Source organism: Campylobacter sp. LR291e, assembly GCF_008633915.1.
Taxonomy (GTDB): Bacteria; Campylobacterota; Campylobacteria; order Campylobacterales; family Campylobacteraceae; genus Campylobacter_D.
Map to the genome: position 1 here is coordinate 57,894 of NZ_VJNV01000023.1, position 26,945 is coordinate 84,838.

A 26,945-nucleotide genomic window follows, 5' to 3' on the forward strand; every position below is an offset into this window, starting at 1 on the left:
ATGAATAATATACAAAATACAAACTAGATTAAGTAAAAAATAATAAAATAATAAAAAAAAAAAAAAGGAAATTTTGTGCAAGAAATTGATTCTTTAATAGAAAGTTTTTTAAAAGATTTAAACTATCCACCTATTTTAGATATGATGAAACATACAAATTCGGGTAAAAAACTTCGTTCAAAACTACTTTTAAGCATCGCAAAACCTAGTAAAAAAGCCTTTATACTTTGTGCTGTTATTGAACTTATACATTTAGCTAGTTTATTACATGATGATATTATTGATGATAGCAAGTTAAGAAGAGGGGTAAAATCAATAAACGCTGAATTTGGCGTTAAAAATGCCCTAATGCTTGGTGATATTTTATATGCTAAGGCCTTTTTTGAATTAAGCAAAATCGAAGCAATTTTTGGACAAATCATCTCAAAAGCCGTTTCAAATTTGGCTATTGGCGAGTTAATGGATGTAAGTTTAAGTCAAACTTTTAATAGCGACAAAAAGGCATATTTAGATATGATTTATAATAAAACTGCTGTTTTAATCGAAGCTAGTGCAAGATGTGGGGCTATTTTAGAGAATTTAAACGAAGAAAAATTTGGAGAATATGGAAAAAATTTAGGCCTTGCCTTTCAAATGATAGATGATGTTTTAGATGTTAGTGGAAGTAGTGATAAGCTTGGAAAACCTGCCCTTAATGATTTTAAAGAAGGCAAGGTAACCTTGCCTTATATTTATTTGTATGAAAGTTTAGAAGATAAAAATAAGTTAAAGACCCTTTTTAAAAAGGAAATTAGCGAAGATGAAAAAAACTGGCTTTTAAAGAGTATTGAAAAACCCTTAAAAAAGGCAGTAGAAGAGGCTAAGGAGTATGCAAATTTAGCCTTAAATGCGATTAAAGAATATAAAAATGAAAAATTAGAAAATATCGTTAAAGCGATGATAGATAGGGAATTTTAATGCATTATTTTTGTATTTCATTTACTCACAAAAATACAGATATTTCTTTAAGGGAAAAATTAAGTTTAAGTGTAGATGATAAGCAAAATGAGTTTTTAAAAATACTAAATTCAAAAGATGATATCGTAGAAAGCTTGGTGTTAAGCACTTGCAATAGGGTAGAATTAATAGCCTTTGTTAAAAAACTTAGTGGAATAGCTGATTATATGGTATCTACTTTATCCTTGCTTTGTGGAGTTGATAAAGAACTTTTAATGCAAAAGGCTGATATTTTTGAAGATAGTGGGGCAATTCATCATCTTTTTGCAGTGGCAAGTTCTTTAGATAGCTTAGTAATAGGCGAAACGCAGATTGCAGGACAGCTAAAAAATGCCTTTAATTTTTCTGTTAAAAATAATTATTGTGGTGTAAATTTAAGCAGAGCTATACAATATGCCTTTAAGTGTGCAGCAAAGATTAGAAATCAAACTCAAATTTCTAAAAATCCTATATCAGTTGCTTCTGTTGCCGTGGCTAAGGCTAAGGAATTAATAAATTTAAAGCAAAAAGAAGTTATTGTAATCGGGGCTGGTGAAATGGGCGAGTTAGCTTGTAAGCATTTAATCGCAGCTGGCGCGAGGGTGATTATTTTAAATAGAGATATCAAAAAAGCTGAAAATTTAAGTAAAAATTTAGGCGTTTTAACAAGCTTTGATAGCATAGAAAAACTAGCTAAATACATAAACGAATATGAAGTATTTTTTTCAGCCACAAATGCAAATTCAGCAATCATAACAACTTCCTTAATCAAAGAAGTAAATTTTAAAAGATACTTTTTTGATATAGCAGTCCCCAGAGATATTGACTTAGATTCTAGTGAAAAAATAAGGGTCTTTGCGGTAGATGATTTAGAAGAAGTAGTTCGTAAAAACTTAGCCCTTAGAGAATGTGAAGCCAGTGTGGCGTATTCTATAATAGGGTCTATGACAAATGAATTTTTTAAGTATTTAAATGATTTAGCCTTGCATCCTATCATAAAAGAATTAAGGCTTAGGGCAAAAGAATGTGCTAGAATACAGCTTGAAATTGCCATTAAAAAGGGCTATTTAAGAGGCTCTGATAAAGAAGAGGCTAGAAAATTAATACACCAAGTTTTTAAGGCATTTTTGCATAATCCAACTATAAATTTAAAAAAATTACAAGGTAAAATCGAAAGTGATAGTATCATAAGTGCTATGCGTTATATTTTTAATTTAAATAATCAAGAAGAAAATAAGGTTTTAATTATGGAGAATGATGATGAAATTTAGTAAATTATACGCACCAAGTTCAAAACAAGCTCCAAAGGATGCTATGTTACCAAGTCATATTTTTTTACTTAGAGGTAGCTTTGTAGAACAAATTGGTAGTGGTTTGTATAATTTTTTACCACTTGGAAAAAGGGTTTTAAGTAAGATTGAAAATATAGTAAGAGATGAAATGGATAAGGCAGGGGCACTAGAAGTAAGCCTTAGCTTTGTAACCCCTGCTACTTTGTGGCAAGAAAGTGGTCGTTATAATATTTTTGGAAAAGAACTTTTAAGATTTAAAGATAGAAAAGAAAATGATTTTGTTTTAGGACCTACCCATGAAGAAGCCATGCTTTCAATAGTTAAAAACAAAGTTACAAGTTATAAAGAACTTCCTTTGAATTTATATCAAATAGGACTTAAATTTAGAGACGAGGCTAGGCCTAGATTTGGGCTTTTGAGATGTCGTGAGTTTTTAATGAAGGATGCTTATAGTTTTCATGCAAATGAAGAAGATTTGGGGCGAGAATTTGACAATATGTTTAAGGCGTATTCAAATATCTTAACGCGTTTAGGGCTTGATTTTAGGGCTGTTGATGCAGATAGTGGGGCGATTGGAGGAAGTGGCAGTAAAGAATTTATGGTATTAGCACAAAATGGCGAAGATGATATAATACTTTGTGAAAATTGTTCTTATGCAGCAAATATTGAAGCAGCAAAAAGGACTAAGAAAATTTCAAACGCTCCAAGACCCCAGGCAAATTTTGTAAGTAAATTTCACACTCCAAACATAAAAACCATAGATGAATTAGCCAAATTTTTTAAAATAGATAGCTTTTATACCATTAAGGCAGTGGCAAAAAAGGCAATTTATGAAAATGATGAAAAAATCGTTATATTTTTCATAAGAGGAAGTGATAATCTACAAGAAAAAAAAGCCTTAAATGCTTGTGGGGCTTTAGAATTTGAAGAAGTTGATGAAGATGAATTGGCAAAAGTTGGCTTAGAGGCTGGATATATAGGATTTGTTGGCTTAAAGGGCGTTGATTTTTATATAGACTTAGAACTTGAAAATGAAACCCAAATGATAATAGGAGCAAATGAAAAAAATTACCATTTAATAGGCATTAATGTTGTAAATTTAAAAAAAGAACGTTTTAAGGACTTAGTTGAAGTAAACGCAGGGGACAATTGCGTTCATTGCGGAGGAGTGCTTAAAAAAAGTAAGGGCATAGAAGTAGGACATATTTTTAAGCTAGGACAAAAATACTCATCGGTCATGAATGCTACTTTTTTAGATGAAAATGGCAAGACAAAGCCCTTTTTTATGGGCTGTTATGGCATAGGGGTTAGTAGATTAATAGCTGTTGCAATCGAGGCTAGTCATGATATTAAGGGTTGTATTTGGAATAAGCAATTAGCACCCTTTGAACTTGATTTAATACTTTCAAATGATAAGGATGAAGAATCTTTAAAATTTGCAAATTTACTTTATGAAAAGCTTTTAAATTTGGGTATAAATGTGCTTTTTGATGAAAGAAAAGAAAGATTTGGCGTTAAGATTAATGACTTTGAATTAATGGGTTTTCCTTATGCAATTATAATTGGCAAAAAATATACCGAACTAAAAGAAGTGGAATTTATAACGAGAAAAACCTTACAAAAAATATCGGTTAAAGATTACGAAATCATAGACCTAGTTAAAAAGAATCTATTATGAATCAAAGATTTAAGATAAGCTTAACCCCTGTTATAATAAGCGAATTTATAATTAGCATTTTGTTTATATATGTTTTTGGAGTTGGAAATTTTGTAGTTTTCATAATGGCAAGTATGCTTTTAGGCGTGATTTTATTGATAATTTTTTGGAAAAATATGCTTGAATTTCAATTAAGTGGCGTTAAAAATATGATAACTCAATTTTCCTTTGTAATAGCCGGTTTTTTGCTAGTTTTCCCGGGGGTTTTAACTAGTTTTTTTGGATTTTTAATTTTAATTGTTGCCTTATTTTTTCAATTTTTTACAAAAACGCGTTATAGGCGAACTCAAAGGCAAAATATGCAAGGGAATGAAGAGATTATAGATGTAGAAATTATAGAGGATGGAAAATGAAAGAATTAATAATTGCAACTAGAAAAAGCAAACTAGCCCTTTGGCAAAGTGAATTTGTAAAGGATTTTTTAGAAAAAACTCATAAAATTTCAGTTAGCTTACAAGGCTTTAAAACAAAGGGTGATGTTTTGCTTGATTCTCCTTTGGCAAAGATTGGTGGTAAGGGACTTTTTACTAAAGAACTTGAAGAAAGTATGCTTAGAAAGGAAGCCCATTTAGCAGTACATAGCTTAAAAGATGTACCTAGCTTTTTTCCAAGTGGCCTTGTTTTAGCTGCTATTAGTAAAAGAGAAGAAAGCAATGATGTTATGCTTAGTCAAAAATATAAAGATTTAATAGCTTTACCTATGAATGCAAAGGTAGGTACCACAAGCCTTAGACGCTCAATGCAACTTAAATTTATAAGACCTGATTTAAATATTATTTCTTTAAGAGGCAATGTAAACTCACGCATTCAAAAGCTAAAAGATGGCGAATTTGATGCTATTGTTTTAGCCTTAGCTGGTGTGAAAAGATTAAATTTAGATAAAGAAGTAAATTTTATTTATATTTTTTCAAAGGATGAATTAATCCCAGCTGCAGCACAGGGGGCTTTAGGAATCGAGGCCATTGATGATGAAGAAATTTTAACCTTGCTTAAATGTTTAAATGATGAAGATGCCTTTATTGAAACAAAGATAGAAAGGGATTTTATAAGGACCTTAGATGGAGGATGTCAAGTACCCATTGGGGTAAATGCCCAGTTAAAAAATGGTGAAATTTGCATTAGGGCAGTTCTTGGCTTACCTGATGGCAGTGAAAAATTAAAAGAAAAAATTTTTGTTAAAAAAAGTGAATTTAATGATATTGGTGAAAAATTTGCTAATGATTTTATAAAAAAAGGTGCAAAAGAACTTTTAGAAAGGGCTTTAAAAATGGTGTAAGAATATGCAAAGATTTATAAAAATTTTAAAAGAAAATGATTTATTAAAAATCTATAATGAGCCCTTAGATGTAGAACTTGAAATTCCACATATTGCTTATATAGAGGCAAAAAAGGGCGAAGATGGCAAGGCTTTGTTATTTAATAATCCAATTAGTAAAAAAGAAAATAAAAGCTATGATCATCCTGTTTTAATGAATGTATTTTGTAATAAATTAGCTTTAAATTTAGCCTTTACTAGAGATTTTGAAGAAGTAGTAAATGAAATTTTAAAATTAACAAAAATGCATATTCCTACAAATTTAAGTGCAAAGATTGATTTTTTTAAATTCTTACTTTCCTTAAAAAATGTACCACCAAAAAGATTAAAATTACCTAGGCCTAAATTTCGCTATAAAGAATTAGATAGCCTTTATGATTTACCAGTGCTTAAAACTTGGGAAGAAGATGGTGGCAAATTTATAACCATGGGGCAAGTTTATACTCAAAGCCTTGATAAAAAGCAAAATAATTTAGGTATGTATCGTCTGCAAGTAAGTGGTGAAAAAGAACTTTTAATGCATTGGCAAATTCATAAAGATGGGGCAAATTTTTATAATGAGTATAAAAAAGCAGGGCTTAAAAAAATGCCTGTAAGTATAGCAATTGGTGGTGACCCCTTATATATTTGGTGTGGGCAAGCTCCTTTACCAAAAGGAATTTTTGAACTTTTGCTTTATGGTTTTATAAAGAAAAAAAGGGCTATTTTATCTGCTTGTGATAATAAAATTTTTGTTCCATTTGATAGCGATATAGTAATTGAGGGCTTTGTTGAGATAGATAATTTTAAAGATGAAGGACCCTTTGGTGATCATACAGGCTTTTATACGCCGGTTTTGCCTTTTCCTGTTATGAAAGTTGAAAAGATAAGGGTTAAGAAAAATGCTGTATATCAAGCTACCGTTGTTGGAAAGCCTCCTTTAGAAGATAGGGTTATGGGGCTTGGGACTGAAAGGATTTTTTTGCCACTTTTGCAAACTTCTGTACCTGACTTGATTGATTATAAAATGCCAGAAAATGGCGTTTTTCATAATTTAATTTTAGCTAAATTTAATCTTAAATACCCAGCTCAAGCTACTCAATTAATGCATGCTTTTTGGGGCGTTGGGCAAATGAGTTTTGTAAAACATGCAATTTTTGTTGATGAAAATGCCCCTGATTTAGATGATTATGATAAGTTAATCCCTTATATTTTGGAGCATTTTGATAGTAACAATATCCTAATTAGCAAGGGAATTTGCGACCAATTAGACCATTCTAGTAATGATGAGTGTTTTGGTGGAAAAATAGGGCTTGATGCAAGTAAAATAGCACATGTACAAACCCTTGAAATATTAAGTGATGAAAATTTAAAAGACCTTTTTAAAAGTAAAATCGACCTTATAGATTTAAAGCAGTTTTATGTACAAACAAAAAGCCCTGTAGTGTGTATTTTAATAGATAAAAAAGAAAAAATTTCAACACTTTTTGGAAATTTGCTTGAGTTTAAAAATCATTTTAGAATTTTAGTATTTTTAGATAAGGAAAATAAGCTTGAAAATCCATACATGCTTGTTTGGAGAGTAAGTAATAATATAGATGGATTAAGAGATGTTTTTATAAAAGATGAAAGGGTTTGTTTGGACGCTACTAAAAAGGGAAAATTAGAAAATTATACAAGGCAGTGGCCAAAGCAAGTTGATTGTTCAAAGGGCGTTTTAGAAGATTTGGTTTTAAGAAAGATTATACAAAATGATACTCAGCTTTTTGACAAATTTGAAATTTAATAAAAAATTAACAAAAAAGTTCTTTAAAAACAAGAGATAATTTGTTAAAATTGCTTACAAAGTGTTTATTAATTTTTGTAATAGTCGATATAGAGATTGACTAATACAAAAAAATTTTAAAAAGGATTTTAAAATGGAAGTGACAAAATTAGCTATGCAAGGTGTGCAAATGGATACAACTTCGGCTGTATCTAAGACAGATTTTGAGTCTAGTAATTCGCAAAGTGCTAGTACTACTAATACTATACAAAGCGTTCAAAGCCAGGATGGCATTGAGAGTACTCAGCAAAGCGATAAAGGGTTAAGCGAAAAGTTAGCCGAGATTACGCAGGAATTAAACGAGCAAATGGAAACTATGGATTCAAATATTAGATTTGGTTATAGTGATGAAATTGATCGCATGTATGTTAGCGTAGTAGAAAAGATGACAGGCAAGGAAATTCGTAGAATTCCAACCGAAGAGGCCATGCGTTTAACCGAATATTTTAGAGATGCAATGGGCATGATTTACGATGAGGAGGTTTAAATGGCAACAGAATCAAGTAGCTTATCAAGCTTAGGTTTTGCTTCTGGTGTTTTGACACAAGATGTTATTGATCGGTTAAAGGAAGCGGATGAGACTTCTAGACTTACGCCTTATACTACGCAAATAGAAAGTAATACCACAAAACAAACCGATGTAACAGAACTTATCACTATGCTTTCTAGTTTGAAAACTTCTGTTTCAACACTAGCCGATGGTACGATTTTTACAAAAAGAAGTGTTACAGCTAACAAAACAGATGACCCAGCTGCTACTTTAACAGCAGATAGTGGTGTAGCTTTACAATCATTAAATGTTAGTGTTACTCAATTAGCACAAAAAGATGTGTATCAAAGTGCAGGTTTTTCAAATAATACAGGTTATGTAAATTCTAGCCTTACTTCTCCTACTGCTTTTACACTCTTTGTTGATGGACAATCTTATACTATAAATGTTACTTCAAGTATGACTTATCAAGACTTAGCAGATGAGATTAATAGTGCAACTGATGGGGCTATAGTAGCAAAGATAGTAAATACAGGAGAAAAGGATGCTCCTTATAGACTAACCCTTACCAGTGGTGATACTGGGTCTGATAATGCTATTACTTTTTTTGCTGGTACAAAAAATAGCACTACTTCTACTTATGAAACAAGTACTGAGGCAGAGGAAATTTTAAAAAATTTAGGTTGGGAGATGGATACTAGTACTAGTTCAGTTGACGTTACTGATTCTAGCTTTGCTGGTTATGGTATCACAAATGATGCAGACTTACACGTACAAACTGCACAAGATGCTTATTTTACAATAGATGGTATCAAATACACTAGGTCTTCTAATACCATAGATGATTTAACCACAGGTCTTACACTAACCCTTAACACAATAGGCGATATAAATTTTGAAGTAACACAGGATTTATCATCTGCTACCGAGACTATGGAAAGTTTAGTTGAAGCTTACAATAACCTAATCGCTAATCTTTCAGCTGCTACTGACTATGATATTGATACTGGTACTTCAGGTAGCTTAGTAGGGGTAAATGCAGTAACAAGCATTAAGTCAACTATAAATAAAATCCTTTTTGGTTATCAAACAGTAATAGGCACAGTTGAAAACGATGATGGTACTTATTCAACTTCTCAAGTTTCAGTTTCTTTGCTTGATTATGGTTTAAGTGTATCAGATGATGGGGTATTAAGCTTTGATTCTTCTACCTTTGAAAGCAAGATGAAAGAAGACCCTGACTTTGCCGAGGAATTCTTTGCAGGTATTAGAGAGTATGAAACCCTTACTTATACTAGTAATCTCATTAAAACAGGTTCTTTAGAAAAAGCATTGCAAGATGAAGGTGGTTCTATAACCTTTAGTTCAGGTGATTTTAAAATAATCTACAATGAAACTACTTATGATTTGTATAAGAATAAAGATGGTTCTACTTTTGTTTTAACAGGTAACACCGAAGAAGAAATTATGCAAAATTTAGTTACTCACATTAATGACCTTGGTATAGAAGGGCTAACTGCTAGCTATGAAACCTATAATAAAAACGGCGAAACAGGTTATAATCTAGTATTAACTGGTACTACCGGTTCGAATTTGCAAATCAAGGGTGATAGCGATTTTCTTAGTACCTTTGGTTTAAAAGAAACTACTATGTATGCAAGTATCAAAGAAGCAACCGGTATCTTTGCTGAGTTAAAAGATGCTATTAATGGTATTATAGGTACAAATGGTTCTTTAACCTTGTATGATGAAAGCCTTACTTCTTCTACTACAGCACTCACTGAGTCAAAAGAAAGGGTACAAGAAATGATTGATGCTAAATATGCAACTATGGAAAATCAATGGTTGCAGTATGAAAAGATTTTAAGTGCCCTTGATTCTCAACTTTCAGCCGTTGAAATGTTGATTGAAATGATGAGTCAGTCTGATGATTAAAAGAGTTAGCAATGCAAAATAAGTTAGCTTGTAATGCGTATTCTCAAAATCAATTGGGGGTAGAATCCCCCCAAAAACTCGTAGAAATGCTTTATGAGGGCATTTTGAAATTTTGTGCTAGGGCAAAGGTTTATATACGTAATGAAGATATAGAACAAAGGGTATATTATATTAAAAGGGCTACTGCAATTTTTGTAGAATTAATAAACGGGCTTGATTATGAAAAAGGTGGCGATGTGGCGTATTATTTAGCTGGTCTTTATACAAGAGAAATTCAACTTCTAGCATTAGCAAATTTAGAAAATAACGAAGCTAGGGTTGATGAGGTGATAAATGTAGCCAAATGTTTGTTAGAGGCTTGGAGGGAAGTGCATAGTGAAAAAAAACAAGACTTGGCTTGATGAATTTAAATTAGCCTTATTTTTAGATGATATAGGAAGTTTTGAAAAATTACTTAATAGAATAGAATATAATCAAAGTGAATTAGTACAAATCAGGGCCTTATTAATAGAGGCCATAAAATTAGTTAAACATAAAAAAGACTTACAAGCTGTTGAAATTCAAAAATGCCGCAGGGCATTAAAATATGTCAAATCGTGAGATTGTGAAAATATTAAAGAATATGAAAATATTAAAAAATAAGTTATTAAAAATTTAAAAGCATAGCGATAAGCCGAGTTCTGTCGTGAATGCTCATTTATCTAGTTTTGTTTTTACAAACAAAATCAAGCGAAGGGTTAAAAACAAAGACTTTAACCATCCCTTCTTGCTGCGAATTGGGTTTACATAGCCGAAATTGTTACCAAAAACGCTGGTAGGCTCTTACCCCACCCTTTCACCTTTTCCATTTTCATGGTAGTTTACTTTCTGTTGCACTATCCCTTAGGTCGCCCTAGCCATCTGTTAGATGGAATTCTTGTCTTTAGCAGCTCGGACTTTCCTCTTCAAAATGAAGCGAGCATTTACTATGCTTTGTGTGTAATTTTATCTAAAATTTAGTAATTTTTATTAGTTTATAAAAAAATATTTGTTAAAATATCGCTCATTTTTTATTAAAGGATTATGATGGCAACTTACTCAATGGGAGATTTGAAAAAAGGCTTAAAAATTGAAATCGATGGTGTTCCTTTTAAAATCGTAGAATACCAGCATGTAAAACCCGGTAAAGGACCTGCCTTTGTTCGCATTAAGATTAAATCATTTATCGATGGTAAGGTACTAGAAAAGACCTTTCACGCAGGCGATAAATGTGAGTCTCCAAATTTAGAAGAAAAAACTATGCAATACCTTTATGATGATGGGGAAAATTGTCAATTTATGGATACTCAAAGCTATGAGCAAGTTGGCATTAGTGATGAGGATGTTGGAGATGTTAAAAAATGGATGCTTGATGGTATGATGGTTGATGTGCTTTTTCACAATGGCAAAGCAATAGGCGTTGAAGTACCCCAAGTAGTTGAGCTTAAAATCGTTGAAACTGCCCCAAATTTTAAAGGTGATACTCAAGGTTCTAATAAAAAACCAGCCACTTTAGAAACGGGGGCTGTTGTGCAAATTCCCTTTCATATCTTAGAAGGTGAAGTAATCCGCGTTGACACAGTGCGTGGAGAATACATAGAAAGGGTAAATAAATAAAGATTTGCTTTTATATTAATGGCAAATTTGCCATTAATTTTTTTTAAAACTTTCAATTTATTTTTTAACTTTTTAACTTTCTTAAAAAATATCAAAAAATTTAATATACAAAACTATAAATTTTAAAACTATTAAAATATTTTTATTAAAATTTTATAAATTAAATAAAAAATACTTCAATCATTAATTTTTATCAAAATAAAGGCAAAATTTAAGCTGAATTTTTATTAAAATTTTTATCTTTCATAAAAAATTTCTAACAAAAATCTAAATATTAAAAAATTTTTATTCTCTTTAAATACCTTAAAAATAGTTATTTTAGATATAAATTATAATTTTGATTAAAAAATTATATTAATATTTTATTAATTTTATATTTTTTTAAAGAATTTTAAATATAATTTCTTTTGATTTTTTAAGGAGAGAAAAATGAACGCAGTAAATACTAGCTTTATTATGCTTTGTTCTTTACTTGTTTTGCTGATGACACCGGCATTAGCTATGTTTTATTCTGGTATGGTAAGAAGTAAAAATACTCTAAATACCATTATGAATTGTTTTATAGTCTTTGGTGTCATTAGCTTACAATGGGTTTTGATAGGCTTTAGCTTATCATTTGGGGATGATAGTGGCACTGGTCTTATAGGGTCCTTTGCAAATTTTGCCTTAAATGGCATTAGTGGGGAAAATGATGCAGGCGTGCCAAATGTCCTTTTTGTGATATTTCAAATGATGTTTGCATTAATCGCTTCTGCTATTATTACAGGAAGCTTGGTTGGACGCGTTAAATTAGGCGTTTTAGTGGTATTTTTGCTTTTTTGGAGTACCTTAGTTTATGATGTTTTAGCCCATATGATTTGGAGTAGCGATGGCTTTTTGTTAAAAAGAGGAAGTCTTGATTTTGCTGGAGGTGGAGTTGTGCACATTAGTTCAGGCGTTGCAGGTCTTGTTGGTGCCTTAATGGTAGGGGCTAGAAATGAAAAGCCTACACAAACAGCAGCCCATTCCATACCTTATGCCTTTTTAGGGGCAATCTTACTTTTTATAGGTTGGCTTGGTTTTAATGCAGGTAGTGCAGGTGAGATCGATGAAATAGCTGTAAATGCTTTTATAGTTACCATATTATCAGCGTCTATGGGATTTTTAGTATGGGTTTTGGCTGAGTGGATTAAACATAAAAAGCCATCCATTTTAGGAGGACTTAGTGGGCTCGTGGCTGGTCTTGTAGGCATTACACCAGCTTGTGGTTATGTTGGGATTCTTGAGAGTATGATTATAGGTGCTATGAGTGCGATTTTTTGCTACATGGGACTTAGTTATATAAAATACAAACTTGGCTTTGATGATACTTTGGACGCCTTTTCTTTGCATGGAATAGGTGGTGTTTGGGGAGGCATTGCAACAGGGCTTTTTGCGAGCGATAGTGTAAATAATGGTGCGTCAAATTTAGGAGAGGGCTTATTTATAAGTGGTTCTTGGCATTTGCTTTTAGAACAATGCCTTGCTATAATAATTTGCATTATACTTTCTGCTATAGTAAGTTATGCGATTTTTAAGTTTATCTCACTTTTTACTAGTCTTAGGGTTGAAAAAGAAGATGAAAATATAGGACTTGATATTATCTTACATGGTGAAAAAGCTTATAATTAGTTATTCAAGGGCTTAAATTTTTAAGTCCTTGAATTTGCAAAAAAATGATAAAATACGAATTTTTAGAAAAATTAGAAAAAATGGGGTAAAAATGAAAAATAAGTGCTTTAGGTTTAAGTGCGATTTTTGGGTTGTTCCGATTCATTAAATGATACTTTTTCAAAAGACAAATATTGTTCTAATAATCACAAAGATGAGCTTTATACTAAATTTGAGATGCTTAATAAGCTTAAAGGTAAATTTGGTAAAAAAGAAGAAGTTAAAAATGGTATTTTTGCTAATAAAAATGCAGATATTCTTTCAAAATTTTATGTTTTTTGTAATGATAACTTAGATGTAACAAATGCTATTAATTGTAAAGAAGTTGTTAATATAGTTTATTTTGAAAAGCATCCTATACAATGGCAATATTAAAATAAATTATTTTTAATAATTTTGTATTTTTTTTATTTATTGCATTTATAGTTTTTGCGTTAAATCTACTTTCTTTGTAAGCTATGGCTAAAATTATTTTATAATCTATCTTATAGGTATTATTAGCAAATTTAAGATAATTTTCTAATCTATCTTCAAAACGCTTAAAAAGGCTTCTTGAGGTAATTTTACCTTACCTATTGTTTTCATCCTTTTTTTGCCTTCTTTTTGTTTTTCTAAAAGTTTTCTTTTGCGTGTAATATCGCCTCCGTAGCATTTTGCAGTTACATTTTTACCCATTGACTTAACCGTTTCTCTTGCTATGATTTTATTTCCAATACTTGCTTGAATGGCTACTTCAAAAAGCTGTCTAGGGACTATTTCTTTCATAGCCTTTACAAGTTCACGTCCCTTGCTAAGTGCTTTTTGACTAGGTACTATAATGCTTAATGCGTCTATATTTTCACCAGCTACCTTTATATCAAGCTTTACTAAATTAGCATCTCTAAATTCAATAGGTTCATAATCAAAACTAGCATAACCCCTAGTTAAGCTTTTTAATTTATCATAAAAGTCCATAACTATTTCATTTAATGGTATATCATACTCAAGTAAGACCCTTTCAGGCGTTATATAATCCATTTTTATTTGAATTCCTCTTTTATTATTTAAAAGCGTAATTAAATTTCCTAAAAACTCACTAGGGCTAATGATTGTAGCACGAACAAAGGGTTCTTTTATATAGGCTATTTTATTAACAGCTGGTAGTTCGCTAGGATTTTGAATTTTAATCATAGAATTATCAGTTAAATAAACTTCATAAGTCACGGTTGGGGCTGTGGCGATTAAATCTAGGTTAAATTCCCTTTCAAGCCTTTCTTTGATTACTTCCATATGTAAAAGCCCTAAAAAGCCTACTCTAAAGCCAAAACCAAGAGCAAGGGAGGTTTCAGGTTCATAAGTTATAGAACTATCATTTAATTTTAATTTATCAAGTGCCTCTCTTAAATCTTCAAATTTATCAGTTTCTATTAAATAAAGCCCTGCAAATACAAAAGCTTTAGCTTGTTGAAAGCCTACTATTGCTTCTTTTGCCTTGTTTTTTACTAAGCTTATAGTATCGCCAACTTGCACGTCCCCAAGTGTTTTAAGTCCAAGTACCACAACTGCGATCTCGCCTGCACAAATTCTATTTGTCTTTTTAGGATTTATAGGGTGAGGATAAAAAAGTTCTTGCACTAAATGCTTTTTTTCAGTACTCATTATTATAACTTCATCGTTTTTACTAATACTTCCTTCATAAACTCTAACAAGGGCTAAGGCCCCTAAATAATTATCAAACCAAGAATCATAAATTAAAGCCTTAGTTGGGGCGTTTTCATTTGCCTTTGGAGGTGGAATTTGCGTGATTATCCTTTGTATCAATTCTTTAATGCCTTGTCCTGTCTTTGCACTAACGCAAATTGCATCCTTGCAATCAATGCCTATAATATGTTCTATTTCATGTTTAACCCTATTTATATCAGCTGATGGCAAATCGATTTTATTAATAACAGGTATGATTTCTAAATTATTTTCAAGTGCTATATAAACATTAGCAATGGTTTGGGCTTGTACCCCTTGACTTGCATCAACTACAAGCAAAGCCCCCTCACAACTTGCAAGGCTACGACTTACCTCGTAACTAAAATCAACATGGCCTGGGGTGTCTATTAAATTTAATATAAAATTTTCTTTATTAAAAGTGTATTCAAGGCGAACTGATTGGGCTTTTATAGTAATTCCTCTTTCTTTTTCTATATCCATAGTATCCATAACCTGTTCGCTCATTTGCCTATCGCTAATCGCCCCACACTCACTAATAATTCTATCAGCTAAGGTGCTTTTCCCATGGTCAATATGTGCTATTATGGAGAAATTTCTAATATTTTTCATATAAGACCTTAAATTTCAAAATTTAAAAAAGTAAAATTGTAACAAAATAAATTTAAAAGAAAGGTAAGATAGACACAAGGCCTATCTTAAATTAAAGCCAAAAGAAGTAAGCAGCTATGGCGATTATAACGCTACAACAAATATTTAAAATAATGCCTACCCTTACCATTTCAGATTGTTTTATATAACCTGTTCCAAAAACTATAGCATTTGGAGGGGTAGCAACTGGTAGCATAAAAGCACAAGATGCCCCGATTGCAATTATTAAGGCAAGACCTAGTGGAGGAGCACCCAAAGATTCTGCGATTGAAATAAATAAAGGCACTAAAAGTGCAGCTGATGCTGTATTTGAGGTAAATTCTGTTAATAAAACTATAAAGAAAGAAATAGCTAGGCCAATTAAAAATAAATGTCCTCCTTGAATAGCCCAAATAAGACCATCAGCCATTACCTTACTAGCACCTGAATCCTTTAATATTAAACTTAGGGTAATTCCACCACCAAATAACATTAAAACGCCCCATTCTGTATTTTTTTCTACTTTTTTCCAATCAATTACGCCAAAAATACATACCAAAACAGCAGCAAAAATAGCTATTACGCTATCAAAGGAGGCAATTTTTTTCATATTGATTAAAGATGCTACTAAAGGGCTTAAATAGCTAGAAAATATCCAGCACAATGCAGTAAAGGCAAAGATAGCTAGGGTTATGTATCTTTGTTTATTCATAGGGATAATGTCTAGGGTTCCGCCTACCTTTTGTTTTAAATTTGGTCTAAATACTATGAAAAGTACTATTAACATTAAAGGCATTAAGACAAGGACCATAGGGATTCCATATTGTAACCATTGAGAAAAATTTATATTTAAATTTGTAGCAACGATTAGATTTGGAGGGGTACCAACAAGGGTGCCAATTCCTCCTATACTTGCAGAAAAAGCTATACCAAGTAGGGTAAAAACATAAGTGCTCTTATTTTCTTCAAATTTCACATTAGAAAGCATACCAATGGCAAGTGGTAGCATCATAGCAGCTGTGGCGGTATTGCTAATCCACATTGATAAAAATGCAGTTATAATAAACATATATAGCAAAGAAAGTGCAAAATGACCACGAGCTAAAAGTAAAATTCTTTGGGCTATGATTTTATCAAGTTCTTGATAGTGCATGGCAGCTGCTAGGGCAAAACCTCCAAAGAATATAAAAATATTTGGGTCAGCAAAACCTGCCAGAGCTACCTTAGTGGTTAAAAGACCAGTACAAGCTGCTAAAATAGGGATTAAAATAGCTGTTATTGTTGTGTGAACTGCTTCACTTAGCCATAAAACTGCTATAAAAACTAATATAGCTAAGCCTTGATTTACCTTTGTCTCAAAGGGTAGTAAATAAAGAAGTGCTATAAATAATAATATATCCACTATAATTATAGATATTCTTATGCTTCTACTCATAAATGCTCCTTAAACAAAATTAGTTTTATTATAAGTTAAAAAGAATGTATTTTTCATAAAAAATTTTTAAATTTACAAAACTTTTAATTTAGCGTTTAAAAAAGTATCAAAAATATACATTAAATTTAAAAATTTTAATATTTTTTGATAAGTTTTTTAGTAAAATACCTTTTCAAATTGAAAATCATAAAGGAGAGTTGATGTTAAAAAATCTCATTTTATGTATATTAGCAGTCTTTTTACTAAATGCTTGTTCAAGTAATACTTACTCGCAGGTAAATCAAATTGCTAATAATACGCAGTGTTATTCTTGCGAAAGCTCACAAGCTTTTGAGGCTAGAATCAAAGGACTTTATTATGTAAGCGATATGGGTATTAAGTGTTGTGCATCAAAACGTACGCTTGATAGTTCAGTAGCCATTAAAAAAGTATATTTGCATCGTTTTTATGACTTAAAAGAAGAAGAAAAAGTACTTAACACAGATACTAGGACTTATCTTGTAGATGTGCAATTTCACACAGCTTTTTATATTTATTTAAAGCAAGAATTAGAAGCTAGGCATATTGAGGTGTTAGATGACAACAACAATAATTCTCCTTATGTTAGCAAGATAGATTTAAGCTTTACCGGTTTTAATTCAAAGCAAGATACCACAGGGCTTCATTCAAGATTGGTTGGGGTTTTAAGCGTTAAGGATATTAATAAAGATAAAAAATTTACACTTAGGACTAAGCAAGATGTAGAAGGCTTTAGTAATCTAAGAGATATTAGTTTTTATACGCATTTGCTTATAAAACAAATGGCAAATAAAGCAGCAAGTTTAATATCTGAGTTGTGAGATGTGTTAACTGTCACAACTTTTCCTTGCTTGTGTTTTGCGATAAATGCTTAGAAGAACTTGGGGAATTTTCTCTAGGCGTTAGAAAGCTTGAAGAGAATTTTAAGGTTTATTCTTTTTATAAGTATGATGAGATAAAGCATTTGATATTTTCAAAACATCATTTTTATGGGTATTTTGTCTTTAATATGTTGGCAAAATTAAGCTTTGGCAAATTTAAGGATTTTTTTAATCCTAATGAAAAAATAAATGCCATAGCACTTGATGATAGGGTTGAAGATTCCCTTTATTCTCATTGTGCTATTTTAGCAAAGCATTTAAAAAGTGCTAGTATAAAGCCTAAATTTAGAGTTTTACAAGCTCAAAATTTCGTAAAGTATTCTGGTAAAAGTGTGTCTTTTCGTAAGCAAAATAAAAGAAAATACAAACTTTTAAAGGATATAAAACACCCTGTTATATTAGTTGATGATGTTATAACCACGGGTTGTAGTTTATTAGAGGCTAAAAAATTTTTAGAAAAAAAAGGAAAATGCGTACTTTTTGCTTTAGTTTTAGCTGATGCAAAAGTTTAATTTGGTAAAATGTAGCTTTTATTGTAAGGATTTTTATGGAAAATATTTTCAATCATAATAGCGATACTCAGCTTGTAGATATAGAAAATTCTATTAAGAGTAGTTATTTAGATTATTCTATGAGTGTTATTATAGGTAGGGCATTGCCAGATGCTAGAGATGGTTTAAAACCAGTACACAGACGCATTTTATATGCTATGAATGACCTTGGCGTTGGAAGCAAAAGTGCATATAAAAAATCAGCTCGTATAGTAGGTGATGTTATAGGTAAGTATCATCCACATGGAGATGGGGCAGTTTATGATGCACTTGTTAGAATGGCACAAGATTTTTCTATGCGTTATCCAAGCGTTGATGGGCAAGGAAATTTCGGTTCAATTGATGGCGATAGTGCTGCTGCTATGCGTTATACTGAGGCTAGAATGACTATTTTAGCTGAGGAGCTTTTAAGGGATATTGATAAAGAAACCGTTGATTTTGTGCCAAATTATGATGATTCTTTAAGTGAGCCTGATGTTTTACCTTCTAGGGTGCCAAATTTATTATTAAATGGTTCAAGTGGGATTGCTGTTGGTATGGCTACAAATATTCCTCCTCATAGCCTTAATGAACTTATCGATGGGCTTTTATACTTACTTGACAACAAGGATGCAAGTTTAGAAGAGATTATGCAATTTATAAAAGGACCTGACTTTCCAACTGCTGGGATAATTTATGGCAAAAAAGGCATTATTGATGCGTATCGTACTGGTAGAGGTAGGGTTAAAATTCGTGCAAAAACACATATAGAAAGAAAGGCAAATAAAGATGTTATTGTGATTGATGAATTACCTTATCAAACAAATAAGGCAAGATTAATCGAACAAATTGCTGACTTAGTAAAAGAAAAGCAAATCGAAGGAATTTCAGAAGTAAGGGATGAAAGCGATAGAGAAGGAATTCGAGTTGTTATAGAACTTAAAAGAGAGGCACAAAGTCATATAGTTTTAAATAATTTATTTAAGTCAACCACTATGGAAAGTACCTTTGGTGTGATTATGTTAGCAATTCATAATAAAGAACCAAAGATTTTTTCTTTATTAGAACTTTTAAATTTATTTTTAACCCATAGAAAAACGGTTATTATAAGAAGAACTATTTTTGAACTTCAAAAGGCAAAGGCTAGGGCACATATCTTAGAAGGTCTTAAAATAGCACTTGATAATATAGATGAGATTATAAATTTAATCAAAACAAGCCCTGATACAAGCACTGCTAGAGTTAGTTTAATGTCTAGATTTAATTTAAGTGAATTGCAAAGCAATGCTATTTTAGATATGAGACTTAGCAAACTTACAGGACTTGAAAGAGAAAAGCTTGAAAATGAGTTAAATGAACTTATAAAAGAGATTGCAAGACTTGAAGAAATTTTAAAAAGCGAGGATTTGCTTGAAAATTTAATTAAAGATGAATTAAAAGAATTACGTTTGAAATTTGACGTGCCTCGTATCACTCAAATAGAAGATGATTACGATGAGATAGGCGATGAGTCTTTAATACCTAATGAAAATATGGTTATTACTATAACTCATAGAGGTTATATTAAAAGAATGGCAAGTAAGCAGTATGAAAGGCAAAAAAGAGGAGGTAAAGGGAAAATAGCCCTTACTACCTATGATGATGATTTTATAGAAAGCTTTTTTACTGCAAATATGCATGATACTTTAATGTTTATTACAGACAGAGGTCAGCTTTACTGGCTAAAGGTGCATAGAATTCCAGAAGGAGGCCGCATCGCAAAAGGAAAGGCCGTTGTAAATTTATTTGAATTAAATGGTCAAAAGATACAAGCTATCATAGCTACTACCGATTTTGATAAGAGTAAATCCTTATGCTTTTTCACAAGCAATGGTATAGTAAAAAGAACAAATTTAAGTGAATATAAAAATATTAGAAACATAGGGGTGAGGGCTATAAATTTAGATGAAAATGACCAGATTGTAACAGCTTTGATTGTCCAAAGGGATGAAAATGAGCCTATTATCGATGAAAACGAACCTATAGAAGTAGATGAAAATAGCCAAAACGATGAAAATAATGAAATCATAGACGAGAATTTTAAAGGAAAAATGCTTTTTGCTATTACTAAAAAAGGCATGTGTATTAAATTCCCACTTGCAAAGGTGCGTGAGATAGGTCGCGTTAGTCGTGGGGTTAGGGCTATTAAATTTAAAGAAGAAAATGATTGTGTTATCGGGGCTACCCTTATAGAAAATGATGAACAAGAAATTTTAAGCGTTAGTGCAAAGGGTATAGGAAAAAGAACAATGGCTTCTGAATATAGACTTCAAAGTAGAGGTGGTAAGGGCGTTATATGCATGAAGCTAACTGATAAAACAAAGGATTTAGTAGGGGTTGTTATAGTAGATGAAAGTATGGATTTAATGGCTTTAACAAGTAGTGGAAAGATGATTCGTGTTGATATGCAAAGCATTAGAAAGGCTGGGCGAAATACGAGTGGAGTTATAGTTATTAAGGTCGAAAACGATGAGGTGGTTAGTATAGCAAAATGTCCTAAACAAGAAGAAGAAAATTTAGGCGATGATACTAATCAAGATTTAAATTTAGATTAGTTATAATGTTGGCACGCTTTTTGCTAAGTAAATTGTAATTACAATATTTTGAGGGTGTAATATGAAAAATTTATTTTTTGCGCTTGTTTTAGCGTTGGTTTTTGTTGGGTGTACGCCTATTTCGCAAAGAAATACTGCAAGTACTGGCACAGGTTCAACTTCAACTTCTACTCCAAGTTCTGATGTAATCGTTCAAAAGGTAGATAAGGATGATGTTAGAGATATCATTAGACAAGAAAAGATGTTAGCACCTGATGTAAGTGAAACAGAGCTTAGTTTTACTGCTGTTGGCGAAGGAATTGCTCCTTTAAACACAGTTTCATCAGCACAAGCATTAGCACTTGCAAAAAGGGCTGCGATAACTGATGGTTATAGACAACTTGCTAGTAAGCTTTATGGCGTTAAGGTAAATGGTAAGGATACAGTAAAGGATGCTATGCTTAGAAGTTCTACTATTACAGCACAAGTAAATGGTTTAATTAAAAATGCAAGTATTATTGATGAGAATTTTAATCAAGGGCTTTATCGCATTAATTTAGAATTAAAAATAGACGCCGATAAGTGGAAAGAATTGTTTGCTTATTAATCTTTCTTAGTGTTAAGCTTTGTTGCGAGGAATTTATCTTCTGGGCAGAGCTTACTAATAAAAATTTAATCCTTTTTCATCAAAAACAAAATTTATCCCTAGCTATGACAAATAGCGAAAATGCAGATAGTGAATTTGCTTGTGAGATTAAATTTAGTCAAAAAGATTATGATGAGTTACCTAAAAATGAACTTGGCTTAATAGATGATGATATGCCAAAGGCTAGAAAATTAAGCTTTTTAAATGAGCATAAAGACGAGCTTAGTGAGTGTTTTATAGGTGCTAAGATTAGCGTTAAAGATATAATCAATACAAATTTAATGCAAGCAAAAAATGAAACCTATGTGAAAATTTTACCTCTTCGTTTTATAGTTGATTTTGGTCAAAATAGTGCCTTAATTTACTATCTTAAAAAGAGTAAATAAAAATTAAGTGCAAATTTGCTATTATCTTGCAAAAATTTTAAGGTGAGCTTATGAATTTAGTTATCGTAGAAGATGATATAAATATGCGAAAATCTTTAGAAATTGCACTTAGTGAGTATGATGAATTTAATATTAAAAGCTATAAATCAGCCACTGAGGCCTTAAAAAAGCTAGACGATAGCACCGATTTAATTATAACAGATATTAATATGCCAGGCATTGATGGGCTTGAATTTGTAAAAACTTGCGATAATAAATATGATTTTATTATTATTACAGGCAATGCTACATTAAATAGGGCCATTGAGGCCGTAAGGCTTGGGGTTAAGGATTTTTTAACTAAGCCCTTTGATATTAATACCCTTGTTGAAGCGATTAAAAGGGCTAAGATTATACGCGAAAAAACAAGCGATAAAAAAATAGCTAAGAAAAAAGAAAAAAATAATAGTGATTTTTTTGCAAGCTCACCAAAACTTGAAGAAGTATTAAATTTAAGTAGTAAGGCTGCAAAAACTGATGCTTCTGTTATGTTTTTTGGTGAAAGTGGGGTTGGAAAGGAACTTTTTTCACAATTTATCCATAAAAATAGTAAAAGAGCGAATAAGCCTTTTGTGGCTATTAATATGGCAGCAATTCCTGCAAATTTGATTGAAAGTGAGCTTTTTGGCTTTGAAAAAGGAGCTTTTACAGATGCAAACGCCACAAAAATAGGGCTTTTTGAAATGGCAAACGAAGGGACTTTATTTTTAGATGAAATAGGAGAAATGCCTTATGAAATTCAAGCAAAATTACTTAGGGCTTTGCAAGAAAAAGAAATTACAAGGCTTGGTAGTACAAAAAACATTAAGATAAATGTAAGAATCATAAGTGCAACAAATGCAAATTTGGATGATAAAATTCAAAATGGAAATTTTAGAAGAGATTTATATTATAGGCTTAATACCTTGCCTATAAATATACCACCTCTAAGAGAAAGAAAGGAAGAAATTTTAGATATATCAAAAAGGGTGCTTGATGATACTTGTAAAGAATACGAATTTGAAAACAAAGAACTAAGTAAGGAAGCACAAAAAACCTTATTAGAATATGATTTTCCTGGCAATGTTAGGGAGTTAATCTCCATAATTCAAAGGGCTTGTATTTTAAGTGAGGGTAAGGAAATTACAAGCAAGGACTTATTTTTAGAGGCTAGAACGGTTAAAAAAAGTGTTAAAAATTTGGAAAAAGAATTACTTTTAGAGGCCTTAGAAAACACAAATTTTAATATAGAAGAAGCAGCTAAAATTTTAGGACTTGCAAAAGATATTTTTGAAGAAAAAATGAAAAAATATAATATAAAAGGATAAGATATGAAAAAACAAAGAATTGCGATAGTTGGGGCTACTGGTGCTGTTGGCGAGGAGCTTTTAAATGTTTTAGATGAACTTGATTTTCCTGTACAAAGCATTTTGCCACTTGCTAGTGCTAGAAGTGTGGGCGATGAAGTGGAATTTCAAGGTAAAATTTATAAGGTAAAAGAGCTTACTGAAAATGTTTTTAAGGAAAATCCTGTTGATATAGCCTTTTTTAGTGCAGGTGGAAGTATTTCAGAAAAATATGCTAAATTTGCTGTTGAATGTGGGGCTGTGGTGATTGATAATACAAGTCATTTTAGAATGGATGAAGACGTACCATTAGTAGTGCCTGAGTGCAATGAAGAAGATATTAAGCTTTATAAAAAAACAGGCATTATAGCAAATCCTAATTGTTCTACTATACAAATGGTCCATGTCTTAAAGCCACTAGATGAAGTCTTTGATTTACAAAGGGTTGATGTAAGCACTTATCAAGCAGCAAGTGGGGCTGGAAAAGAGGGTATGCAAGAATTAGTTGAGGCTATGCAAAGTTTTTTTGCCTTTAAATTAGATGAATTTGAGGCTAAGGTTTTTACTTATCCACTTGCTTTAAATTTGATACCTCATATTGATGTTTTTAATGAAGAAAATGGCTACACAAAAGAAGAGCTTAAAATGGTAAATGAAACTCAAAAAATTTTACATAAAAAGATTGAAGTTTCAGCAACCTGCGTTAGGGTACCTGTTTTAAGAAGTCATAGTGAGGCCATTACCATGAGTTTTACAAATGAGGTTAATGTTGAAAAAGCAAGGGAAATTTTAAGTAAGGCTAAAAGCGTAAAATTAATCGATGATATAAGAAACAAACAATATCCTATGCCACTTTATACAAGCAATACTAACGATACTTATGTAGGTAGAATCAGGGCTGATTTAAGTAGGAAAAATATTTTGCATCTTTGGTGCGTGGCTGATCAAATTCGTGTTGGGGCTGCTACAAATGCAGTTAGGATTGCACAAAAATGGCTAAAAATTCACAATGCATAAATTTAAAAAGTAAATTTATAATTTTTTGCTATAATCAAGGCTTGTTATTTAATGAGAAAAAGGAAAGTAAATGAAAAAAGTTATGTTTTTTGTTTTATGCTTGATTTTTTGTTTAAATTTTACTAAGGCAAGTGATTTTAACGAAACTATTAAGGATGTTGATATAAGTGGTTCTTTAAAATATGAGTATAACTCAGGCAGTGCTAAAAAGAAAGATGGTCATCAAGGTAGGGCTTTAATAAATGTTGGCGTTGAATAGGTTAATATTTATTTTATTTTTTTTAAGCTTAAATTTTGCCTTTGGTGTTAGCTTAAAATCTTTGTTTGATTATTCTTTTGATGCTGATAAGGTTTATGATACTCAAAGGGCTAAAGAGCTTTATTTTAAAAAAAGATGCAATACCTGCCATGGCGATATGGGTGAGAAAAAATTAACAGGGTCTAGAAGATTAAGAGATATGAACGCACAAGATATTAAATCTAGCCTTATTGATTACGCACTTGGAAACAATAGCCAAACAGCAGGTTCGGTGCAGATGGCAATTTATGCAAATAGCTTAACGCATGATGAAATGGATGAATTAATAGCTTATATTAAGGGTGAAAATTTTGTTATTGAATTACAAATACAAGATTTAATAGAACAAGAACCACCCAAAAAAACAAAACATGGTACTTTTATAAAATAAGGAAAAAATATGAAAAAAATATGTTTAATACTTGGAATTTTTGCCTTTATTAATCTACAGGCGAAAGAACATAAAATAGGCATTGTATTGCCTTTAACAGGAGCAGTTGCAGCCTATGGACAAGATATATTAAGTGGGGTTAGCCTTGCTAATAAATTAAGCTTTAAACTTGAAAATAACGATGAAGTAAAACTTGTGATAATAGACACAAAGGGCGATAAACTTGAAACTGCAAATGGGGTAAATCGCTTAATATCACAAGATAAGGTAATAGCTTTAATAGGAGAGGCTATTACACCAAATACCATTCAAGCCATTTCAATAGCTGATAATAAGCAAATTCCTATAATTGCACCAGTGGCCTCAGGGGACAAGCTTTTAGATAAAAGGACCTTTGCTAGTAGGGTTTGTTTTAATGATAGCTTTCAAGGTGATAAATTTGCTAGCTATGTTAGCAAGGAATTAAATTTAAAAAAAGTAGCTATAATAATCGACCAAAGCAATGTGTATTCTTTAGGACTTGCAAAGGCCTTTGAAGCTTCTTTTATAAAAAATGGTGGTCAAATTTCAAAAAAGATTAATATAAATTCAGGCGATAAAGATTTTAGGGCTATTATTTCTCAACTTAAAAATATAGATATTGATTTTGTTTATATGCCTATTTATCACCCAGAAGCCGCCCTTTTTGCAAGACAGGCTAGACAAATGAATTTTATAAAATTATTAAGTGCAGCTGATGGGGTTAATAATCAAGCCTTTATTGAACTTGGTGGAGAAGCTGTTAATGGCGTGATTTTTACGGATAGCTTTGATTATAACAATCTTAGTACAAAGCTTGGAAAAGATTTTTTAAATGAGTATGAAAAAACAAAGGGTTCAAGAGAATTACCAGCCTTTTCGGCAATGGGGGCTGATGCTTATTTTGTAATGGTAAATGCAATGAATGCTTGTATAAATGATTTAAGCTCAAAATGTATAAATGAAAAGATTAAAAGTACTAAAAATTATGAAAGCGTGGGTGGAATTTTAACTATAAATTTAGATGGAAATGCTGTAAGACCTGTGGTTATAAAAGAGATTGTAAATCAAAAACAACATTTTAAAAGTTCTATAAATCCATAAGGTTAATTTATGAAAAAAATATTAATATTTTTGTGTTTAAATCTTTTTTTGTATTCAAATGAGTATAAAATAGGCGTTGTTTTACCATTAACTGGTGCAAGTGCGGCCTATGGACAAAGTGCGCTTAATGGCATAAAATTAGCAAATAGTATGCAAGGTAGCTTAGATAATGGAGATAAGATTGTATTAAGTGTAGTAGATACAAAGGGCGATAAGCTTGAGTCTTATTCTTCTTCTTTACGTCTTGTTTCAAATGAAAAGGTGCTTGGTTTAATAGGAGAAATGCTTACAGCAAATACTTTGCAAGTTATGCGAGTAGCAGAAGAAAAAGAAATTCCATTAATTGCCCCTGCTGCTACAAGTGATAGAATTTTAGATAAAAAAAATTTTTCAAGCAGGGTTTGTTTTAATGATAGCTTTCAAGGTGAAAGTTTAGCAAAATATGTATTTGACAAGCTTAATTATAAAAAAGTTGCGATAATAATGGACCAAAGTGCCGATTATTCTTTAGGACTTGCAAAGGCCTTTGAAAATGAGTTTAAAAAAAGAGGTGGCGATATTTTAAATACCTTTAAGATAAATTCAGGCGATAAAGATTTTAAGACCTTAATAGCCCAGCTTAAAAATTTAAATATTGATTTTATTTATTTGCCACTTTATTATAACGAGGCTGCCCTTTTTGTAAGACAAGCTAGAAATTTAAAGCTAAATACCCCTATGGGTTCAGCTGATGGGGTTGCTGATAAGACTTTTATAAATTTAACTGGCGATACAAGCAAGGGTCATATTTTTACTGATAGCTTTGATTATAATAATCCTAGCACTGATTTAGCTAAGGAATTTATTAAAAATTATAAGGGTCAGGTGCCAAATTTTACTGCAATGGGGGCTGATGCTTATTTTGTAATGATAAGGGCTATGAATAATTGTTTATCAAATTTAAGCCCTAAGTGTATAAATGATGAAATTCATAAAACGAATTTTGAAGGCGTAACGGGCAAAATTAGCATTGATAAAAGTGGCAATGCAAAAAGAAGTGTTGTTATCAAAGAAATAAATAATCAAAGCCAAATTTATAAAGATACTATCAATCCTTAGAGTTTA

Annotated in this window: 27 protein-coding genes and 1 other RNA gene; 24 read left to right on the forward strand and 4 right to left on the reverse strand. The window is 31.4% G+C overall.

Going from position 1 to position 26,945, the window contains the following annotated elements; translation table 11 throughout:
* Nucleotides 1–75: 75 nt before the first annotated feature.
* The 10 genes from FMM58_RS04855 (at nucleotide 76) to FMM58_RS04900 (ending at nucleotide 10,128) form a co-directional block, all read left to right on the forward strand.
* Nucleotides 76–957: a polyprenyl synthetase family protein gene (locus tag FMM58_RS04855; RefSeq protein ID WP_150140436.1), complete on the forward strand. Its 882-nt coding sequence runs from the start codon at nucleotides 76–78 to the stop codon at nucleotides 955–957.
* A complete protein-coding gene (gene hemA, locus FMM58_RS04860; protein WP_150140438.1) occupies nucleotides 957–2,246 on the forward strand; it encodes a glutamyl-tRNA reductase in 1,290 nt (429 codons plus the stop codon). Before FMM58_RS04855 ends, hemA begins: the two co-directional genes overlap by 1 nt.
* Nucleotides 2,233–3,945, forward strand: a complete 1,713-nt coding sequence (locus FMM58_RS04865) for a proline--tRNA ligase (RefSeq protein WP_150140440.1) — start codon at nucleotides 2,233–2,235, stop codon at nucleotides 3,943–3,945. The genes hemA and FMM58_RS04865 overlap by 14 nt, the downstream gene beginning before the upstream one ends.
* Complete coding sequence (locus FMM58_RS04870) at nucleotides 3,942–4,337, forward strand: integral memnbrane protein (RefSeq protein ID WP_150140442.1); 396 nt, start codon at nucleotides 3,942–3,944, stop codon at nucleotides 4,335–4,337. The genes FMM58_RS04865 and FMM58_RS04870 overlap by 4 nt, the downstream gene beginning before the upstream one ends.
* Nucleotides 4,334–5,260: a hydroxymethylbilane synthase gene (gene hemC, locus FMM58_RS04875; RefSeq protein WP_150140444.1), complete on the forward strand. Its 927-nt coding sequence runs from the start codon at nucleotides 4,334–4,336 to the stop codon at nucleotides 5,258–5,260. Before FMM58_RS04870 ends, hemC begins: the two co-directional genes overlap by 4 nt.
* A gap of 4 nt (nucleotides 5,261–5,264) precedes the next feature.
* The gene (locus FMM58_RS04880) at nucleotides 5,265–7,064 is read left to right on the forward strand and encodes a menaquinone biosynthesis decarboxylase (protein WP_150180458.1); all 1,800 of its coding nucleotides are present in this window, start codon (nucleotides 5,265–5,267) and stop codon (nucleotides 7,062–7,064) included.
* 133 nt (nucleotides 7,065–7,197) lie between these two features.
* Complete coding sequence (locus tag FMM58_RS04885) at nucleotides 7,198–7,590, forward strand: flagellar protein FlaG (RefSeq protein ID WP_150180459.1); 393 nt, start codon at nucleotides 7,198–7,200, stop codon at nucleotides 7,588–7,590.
* The gene (gene fliD, locus FMM58_RS04890; RefSeq protein WP_150180460.1) at nucleotides 7,591–9,528 is read left to right on the forward strand and encodes a flagellar filament capping protein FliD; all 1,938 of its coding nucleotides are present in this window, start codon (nucleotides 7,591–7,593) and stop codon (nucleotides 9,526–9,528) included.
* Between the two features lie 11 nt (nucleotides 9,529–9,539).
* Nucleotides 9,540–9,929 carry a flagellar export chaperone FliS gene (gene fliS, locus FMM58_RS04895; protein WP_150140451.1) on the forward strand — a complete coding sequence of 130 codons (390 nt, stop codon included), beginning with the start codon at nucleotides 9,540–9,542 and terminating at the stop codon, nucleotides 9,927–9,929.
* On the forward strand, nucleotides 9,904–10,128 hold the full coding sequence (locus FMM58_RS04900; RefSeq protein ID WP_150140453.1) for a hypothetical protein: 225 nt from the start codon (nucleotides 9,904–9,906) through the stop codon (nucleotides 10,126–10,128). Before fliS ends, FMM58_RS04900 begins: the two co-directional genes overlap by 26 nt.
* Nucleotides 10,129–10,181: 53 nt before the next feature.
* Here the strand turns inward: FMM58_RS04900 and rnpB are convergent.
* Nucleotides 10,182–10,502, reverse strand: an RNA gene (rnpB, locus tag FMM58_RS04905) — RNase P RNA component class A.
* A 91-nt stretch (nucleotides 10,503–10,593) separates the two neighbouring features.
* On the opposite strand from rnpB, the gene efp reads away from it, so the two are divergent.
* The 3 genes from efp to FMM58_RS04920 all read left to right on the forward strand — a co-directional run bounded on the left by efp (nucleotide 10,594) and on the right by FMM58_RS04920 (nucleotide 13,227).
* A complete protein-coding gene (gene efp, locus FMM58_RS04910) occupies nucleotides 10,594–11,163 on the forward strand; it encodes an elongation factor P (RefSeq protein WP_150140454.1) in 570 nt (189 codons plus the stop codon).
* 429 nt (nucleotides 11,164–11,592) lie between these two features.
* Nucleotides 11,593–12,813, forward strand: a complete 1,221-nt coding sequence (locus tag FMM58_RS04915) for an ammonium transporter (RefSeq protein WP_150151774.1) — start codon at nucleotides 11,593–11,595, stop codon at nucleotides 12,811–12,813.
* Nucleotides 12,814–12,939: 126 nt separating this feature from the next.
* Entirely contained in the window at nucleotides 12,940–13,227 is a 288-nt protein-coding gene (locus tag FMM58_RS04920; protein ID WP_150139916.1) for a hypothetical protein, read from the forward strand.
* Here FMM58_RS04920 and FMM58_RS09345 read toward each other — a convergent pair.
* The 3 genes from FMM58_RS09345 to FMM58_RS04935 all read right to left on the reverse strand — a co-directional run bounded on the left by FMM58_RS09345 (nucleotide 13,208) and on the right by FMM58_RS04935 (nucleotide 16,615).
* Nucleotides 13,208–13,414, reverse strand: coding sequence for a transglycosylase SLT domain-containing protein (locus FMM58_RS09345; protein ID WP_150139987.1), 207 nt, complete (start codon nucleotides 13,412–13,414; stop codon nucleotides 13,208–13,210). The genes FMM58_RS04920 and FMM58_RS09345 overlap by 20 nt on opposite strands.
* Nucleotides 13,372–15,162, reverse strand: a complete 1,791-nt coding sequence (gene lepA / locus FMM58_RS04930) for a translation elongation factor 4 (RefSeq protein WP_150139917.1) — start codon at nucleotides 15,160–15,162, stop codon at nucleotides 13,372–13,374. The genes FMM58_RS09345 and lepA overlap by 43 nt, the downstream gene beginning before the upstream one ends.
* A gap of 91 nt (nucleotides 15,163–15,253) precedes the next feature.
* Nucleotides 15,254–16,615, reverse strand: a complete 1,362-nt coding sequence (locus FMM58_RS04935; protein ID WP_150139918.1) for an SLC13 family permease — start codon at nucleotides 16,613–16,615, stop codon at nucleotides 15,254–15,256.
* A gap of 200 nt (nucleotides 16,616–16,815) precedes the next feature.
* Here FMM58_RS04935 and mapA point away from each other — a divergent pair, with 200 nt between their 5' ends.
* From mapA to FMM58_RS04990, 11 genes are all read left to right on the forward strand, one after another.
* Nucleotides 16,816–17,454, forward strand: coding sequence for an outer membrane lipoprotein MapA (gene mapA / locus FMM58_RS04940; protein WP_150151776.1), 639 nt, complete (start codon nucleotides 16,816–16,818; stop codon nucleotides 17,452–17,454).
* Complete coding sequence (locus FMM58_RS04945) at nucleotides 17,451–18,026, forward strand: ComF family protein (protein WP_150151779.1); 576 nt, start codon at nucleotides 17,451–17,453, stop codon at nucleotides 18,024–18,026. Before mapA ends, FMM58_RS04945 begins: the two co-directional genes overlap by 4 nt.
* 35 nt (nucleotides 18,027–18,061) lie before the next feature.
* Nucleotides 18,062–20,638 (forward strand): DNA gyrase subunit A, encoded by a 2,577-nt coding sequence (gyrA, locus tag FMM58_RS04950; protein WP_150151782.1) that lies wholly within the window; start codon nucleotides 18,062–18,064, stop codon nucleotides 20,636–20,638.
* Between the two features lie 61 nt (nucleotides 20,639–20,699).
* A complete protein-coding gene (gene flgP / locus FMM58_RS04955; protein ID WP_150139922.1) occupies nucleotides 20,700–21,224 on the forward strand; it encodes a flagellar assembly lipoprotein FlgP in 525 nt (174 codons plus the stop codon).
* Complete coding sequence (locus FMM58_RS04960) at nucleotides 21,200–21,649, forward strand: hypothetical protein (protein WP_150139923.1); 450 nt, start codon at nucleotides 21,200–21,202, stop codon at nucleotides 21,647–21,649. Before flgP ends, FMM58_RS04960 begins: the two co-directional genes overlap by 25 nt.
* A gap of 50 nt (nucleotides 21,650–21,699) precedes the next feature.
* On the forward strand, nucleotides 21,700–22,995 hold the full coding sequence (locus FMM58_RS04965; protein ID WP_150139924.1) for a sigma-54-dependent transcriptional regulator: 1,296 nt from the start codon (nucleotides 21,700–21,702) through the stop codon (nucleotides 22,993–22,995).
* Nucleotides 22,996–22,998: 3 nt separating this feature from the next.
* Nucleotides 22,999–24,030, forward strand: a complete 1,032-nt coding sequence (locus tag FMM58_RS04970; protein ID WP_150139925.1) for an aspartate-semialdehyde dehydrogenase — start codon at nucleotides 22,999–23,001, stop codon at nucleotides 24,028–24,030.
* A gap of 70 nt (nucleotides 24,031–24,100) precedes the next feature.
* On the forward strand, nucleotides 24,101–24,289 hold the full coding sequence (locus tag FMM58_RS04975) for a hypothetical protein (protein WP_150139926.1): 189 nt from the start codon (nucleotides 24,101–24,103) through the stop codon (nucleotides 24,287–24,289).
* Nucleotides 24,273–24,719 (forward strand): c-type cytochrome, encoded by a 447-nt coding sequence (locus FMM58_RS04980; protein ID WP_150151793.1) that lies wholly within the window; start codon nucleotides 24,273–24,275, stop codon nucleotides 24,717–24,719. The genes FMM58_RS04975 and FMM58_RS04980 overlap by 17 nt, the downstream gene beginning before the upstream one ends.
* 9 nt (nucleotides 24,720–24,728) lie before the next feature.
* Nucleotides 24,729–25,841, forward strand: a complete 1,113-nt coding sequence (locus FMM58_RS04985; protein WP_150139928.1) for an ABC transporter substrate-binding protein — start codon at nucleotides 24,729–24,731, stop codon at nucleotides 25,839–25,841.
* Between the two features lie 9 nt (nucleotides 25,842–25,850).
* A complete protein-coding gene (locus FMM58_RS04990) occupies nucleotides 25,851–26,939 on the forward strand; it encodes an ABC transporter substrate-binding protein (protein WP_150180461.1) in 1,089 nt (362 codons plus the stop codon).
* Nucleotides 26,940–26,945 lie beyond the last annotated feature (6 nt).

Excerpts from the sequence above, each read along its gene's own strand:
- FMM58_RS04870 (WP_150140442.1), top strand. The coding sequence starts at position 3,942 with ATGAATCAAAGATTTAAGATAAGCTTAACCCCTGTTATAATAAGCGAA.
- FMM58_RS04885 (WP_150180459.1), top strand. The coding sequence starts at position 7,198 with ATGGAAGTGACAAAATTAGCTATGCAAGGTGTGCAAATGGATACAACT.
- FMM58_RS04975 (WP_150139926.1), top strand. The coding sequence starts at position 24,101 with ATGAAAAAAGTTATGTTTTTTGTTTTATGCTTGATTTTTTGTTTAAAT.
- FMM58_RS04935 (WP_150139918.1), bottom strand. The coding sequence starts at position 16,615 with ATGAGTAGAAGCATAAGAATATCTATAATTATAGTGGATATATTATTA.
- hemC (WP_150140444.1), top strand. The coding sequence starts at position 4,334 with ATGAAAGAATTAATAATTGCAACTAGAAAAAGCAAACTAGCCCTTTGG.
- FMM58_RS04880 (WP_150180458.1), top strand. The coding sequence starts at position 5,265 with ATGCAAAGATTTATAAAAATTTTAAAAGAAAATGATTTATTAAAAATC.
- flgP (WP_150139922.1), top strand. The coding sequence starts at position 20,700 with ATGAAAAATTTATTTTTTGCGCTTGTTTTAGCGTTGGTTTTTGTTGGG.
- mapA (WP_150151776.1), top strand. The coding sequence starts at position 16,816 with ATGTTAAAAAATCTCATTTTATGTATATTAGCAGTCTTTTTACTAAAT.
- fliS (WP_150140451.1), top strand. The coding sequence starts at position 9,540 with ATGCAAAATAAGTTAGCTTGTAATGCGTATTCTCAAAATCAATTGGGG.
- gyrA (WP_150151782.1), top strand. The coding sequence starts at position 18,062 with ATGGAAAATATTTTCAATCATAATAGCGATACTCAGCTTGTAGATATA.
- FMM58_RS04990 (WP_150180461.1), top strand. The coding sequence starts at position 25,851 with ATGAAAAAAATATTAATATTTTTGTGTTTAAATCTTTTTTTGTATTCA.
- FMM58_RS04915 (WP_150151774.1), top strand. The coding sequence starts at position 11,593 with ATGAACGCAGTAAATACTAGCTTTATTATGCTTTGTTCTTTACTTGTT.
- efp (WP_150140454.1), top strand. The coding sequence starts at position 10,594 with ATGGCAACTTACTCAATGGGAGATTTGAAAAAAGGCTTAAAAATTGAA.
- FMM58_RS04980 (WP_150151793.1), top strand. The coding sequence starts at position 24,273 with ATGTTGGCGTTGAATAGGTTAATATTTATTTTATTTTTTTTAAGCTTA.
- FMM58_RS04985 (WP_150139928.1), top strand. The coding sequence starts at position 24,729 with ATGAAAAAAATATGTTTAATACTTGGAATTTTTGCCTTTATTAATCTA.
- hemA (WP_150140438.1), top strand. The coding sequence starts at position 957 with ATGCATTATTTTTGTATTTCATTTACTCACAAAAATACAGATATTTCT.
- FMM58_RS04865 (WP_150140440.1), top strand. The coding sequence starts at position 2,233 with ATGATGAAATTTAGTAAATTATACGCACCAAGTTCAAAACAAGCTCCA.
- lepA (WP_150139917.1), bottom strand. The coding sequence starts at position 15,162 with ATGAAAAATATTAGAAATTTCTCCATAATAGCACATATTGACCATGGG.
- FMM58_RS04965 (WP_150139924.1), top strand. The coding sequence starts at position 21,700 with ATGAATTTAGTTATCGTAGAAGATGATATAAATATGCGAAAATCTTTA.
- FMM58_RS04970 (WP_150139925.1), top strand. The coding sequence starts at position 22,999 with ATGAAAAAACAAAGAATTGCGATAGTTGGGGCTACTGGTGCTGTTGGC.
- fliD (WP_150180460.1), top strand. The coding sequence starts at position 7,591 with ATGGCAACAGAATCAAGTAGCTTATCAAGCTTAGGTTTTGCTTCTGGT.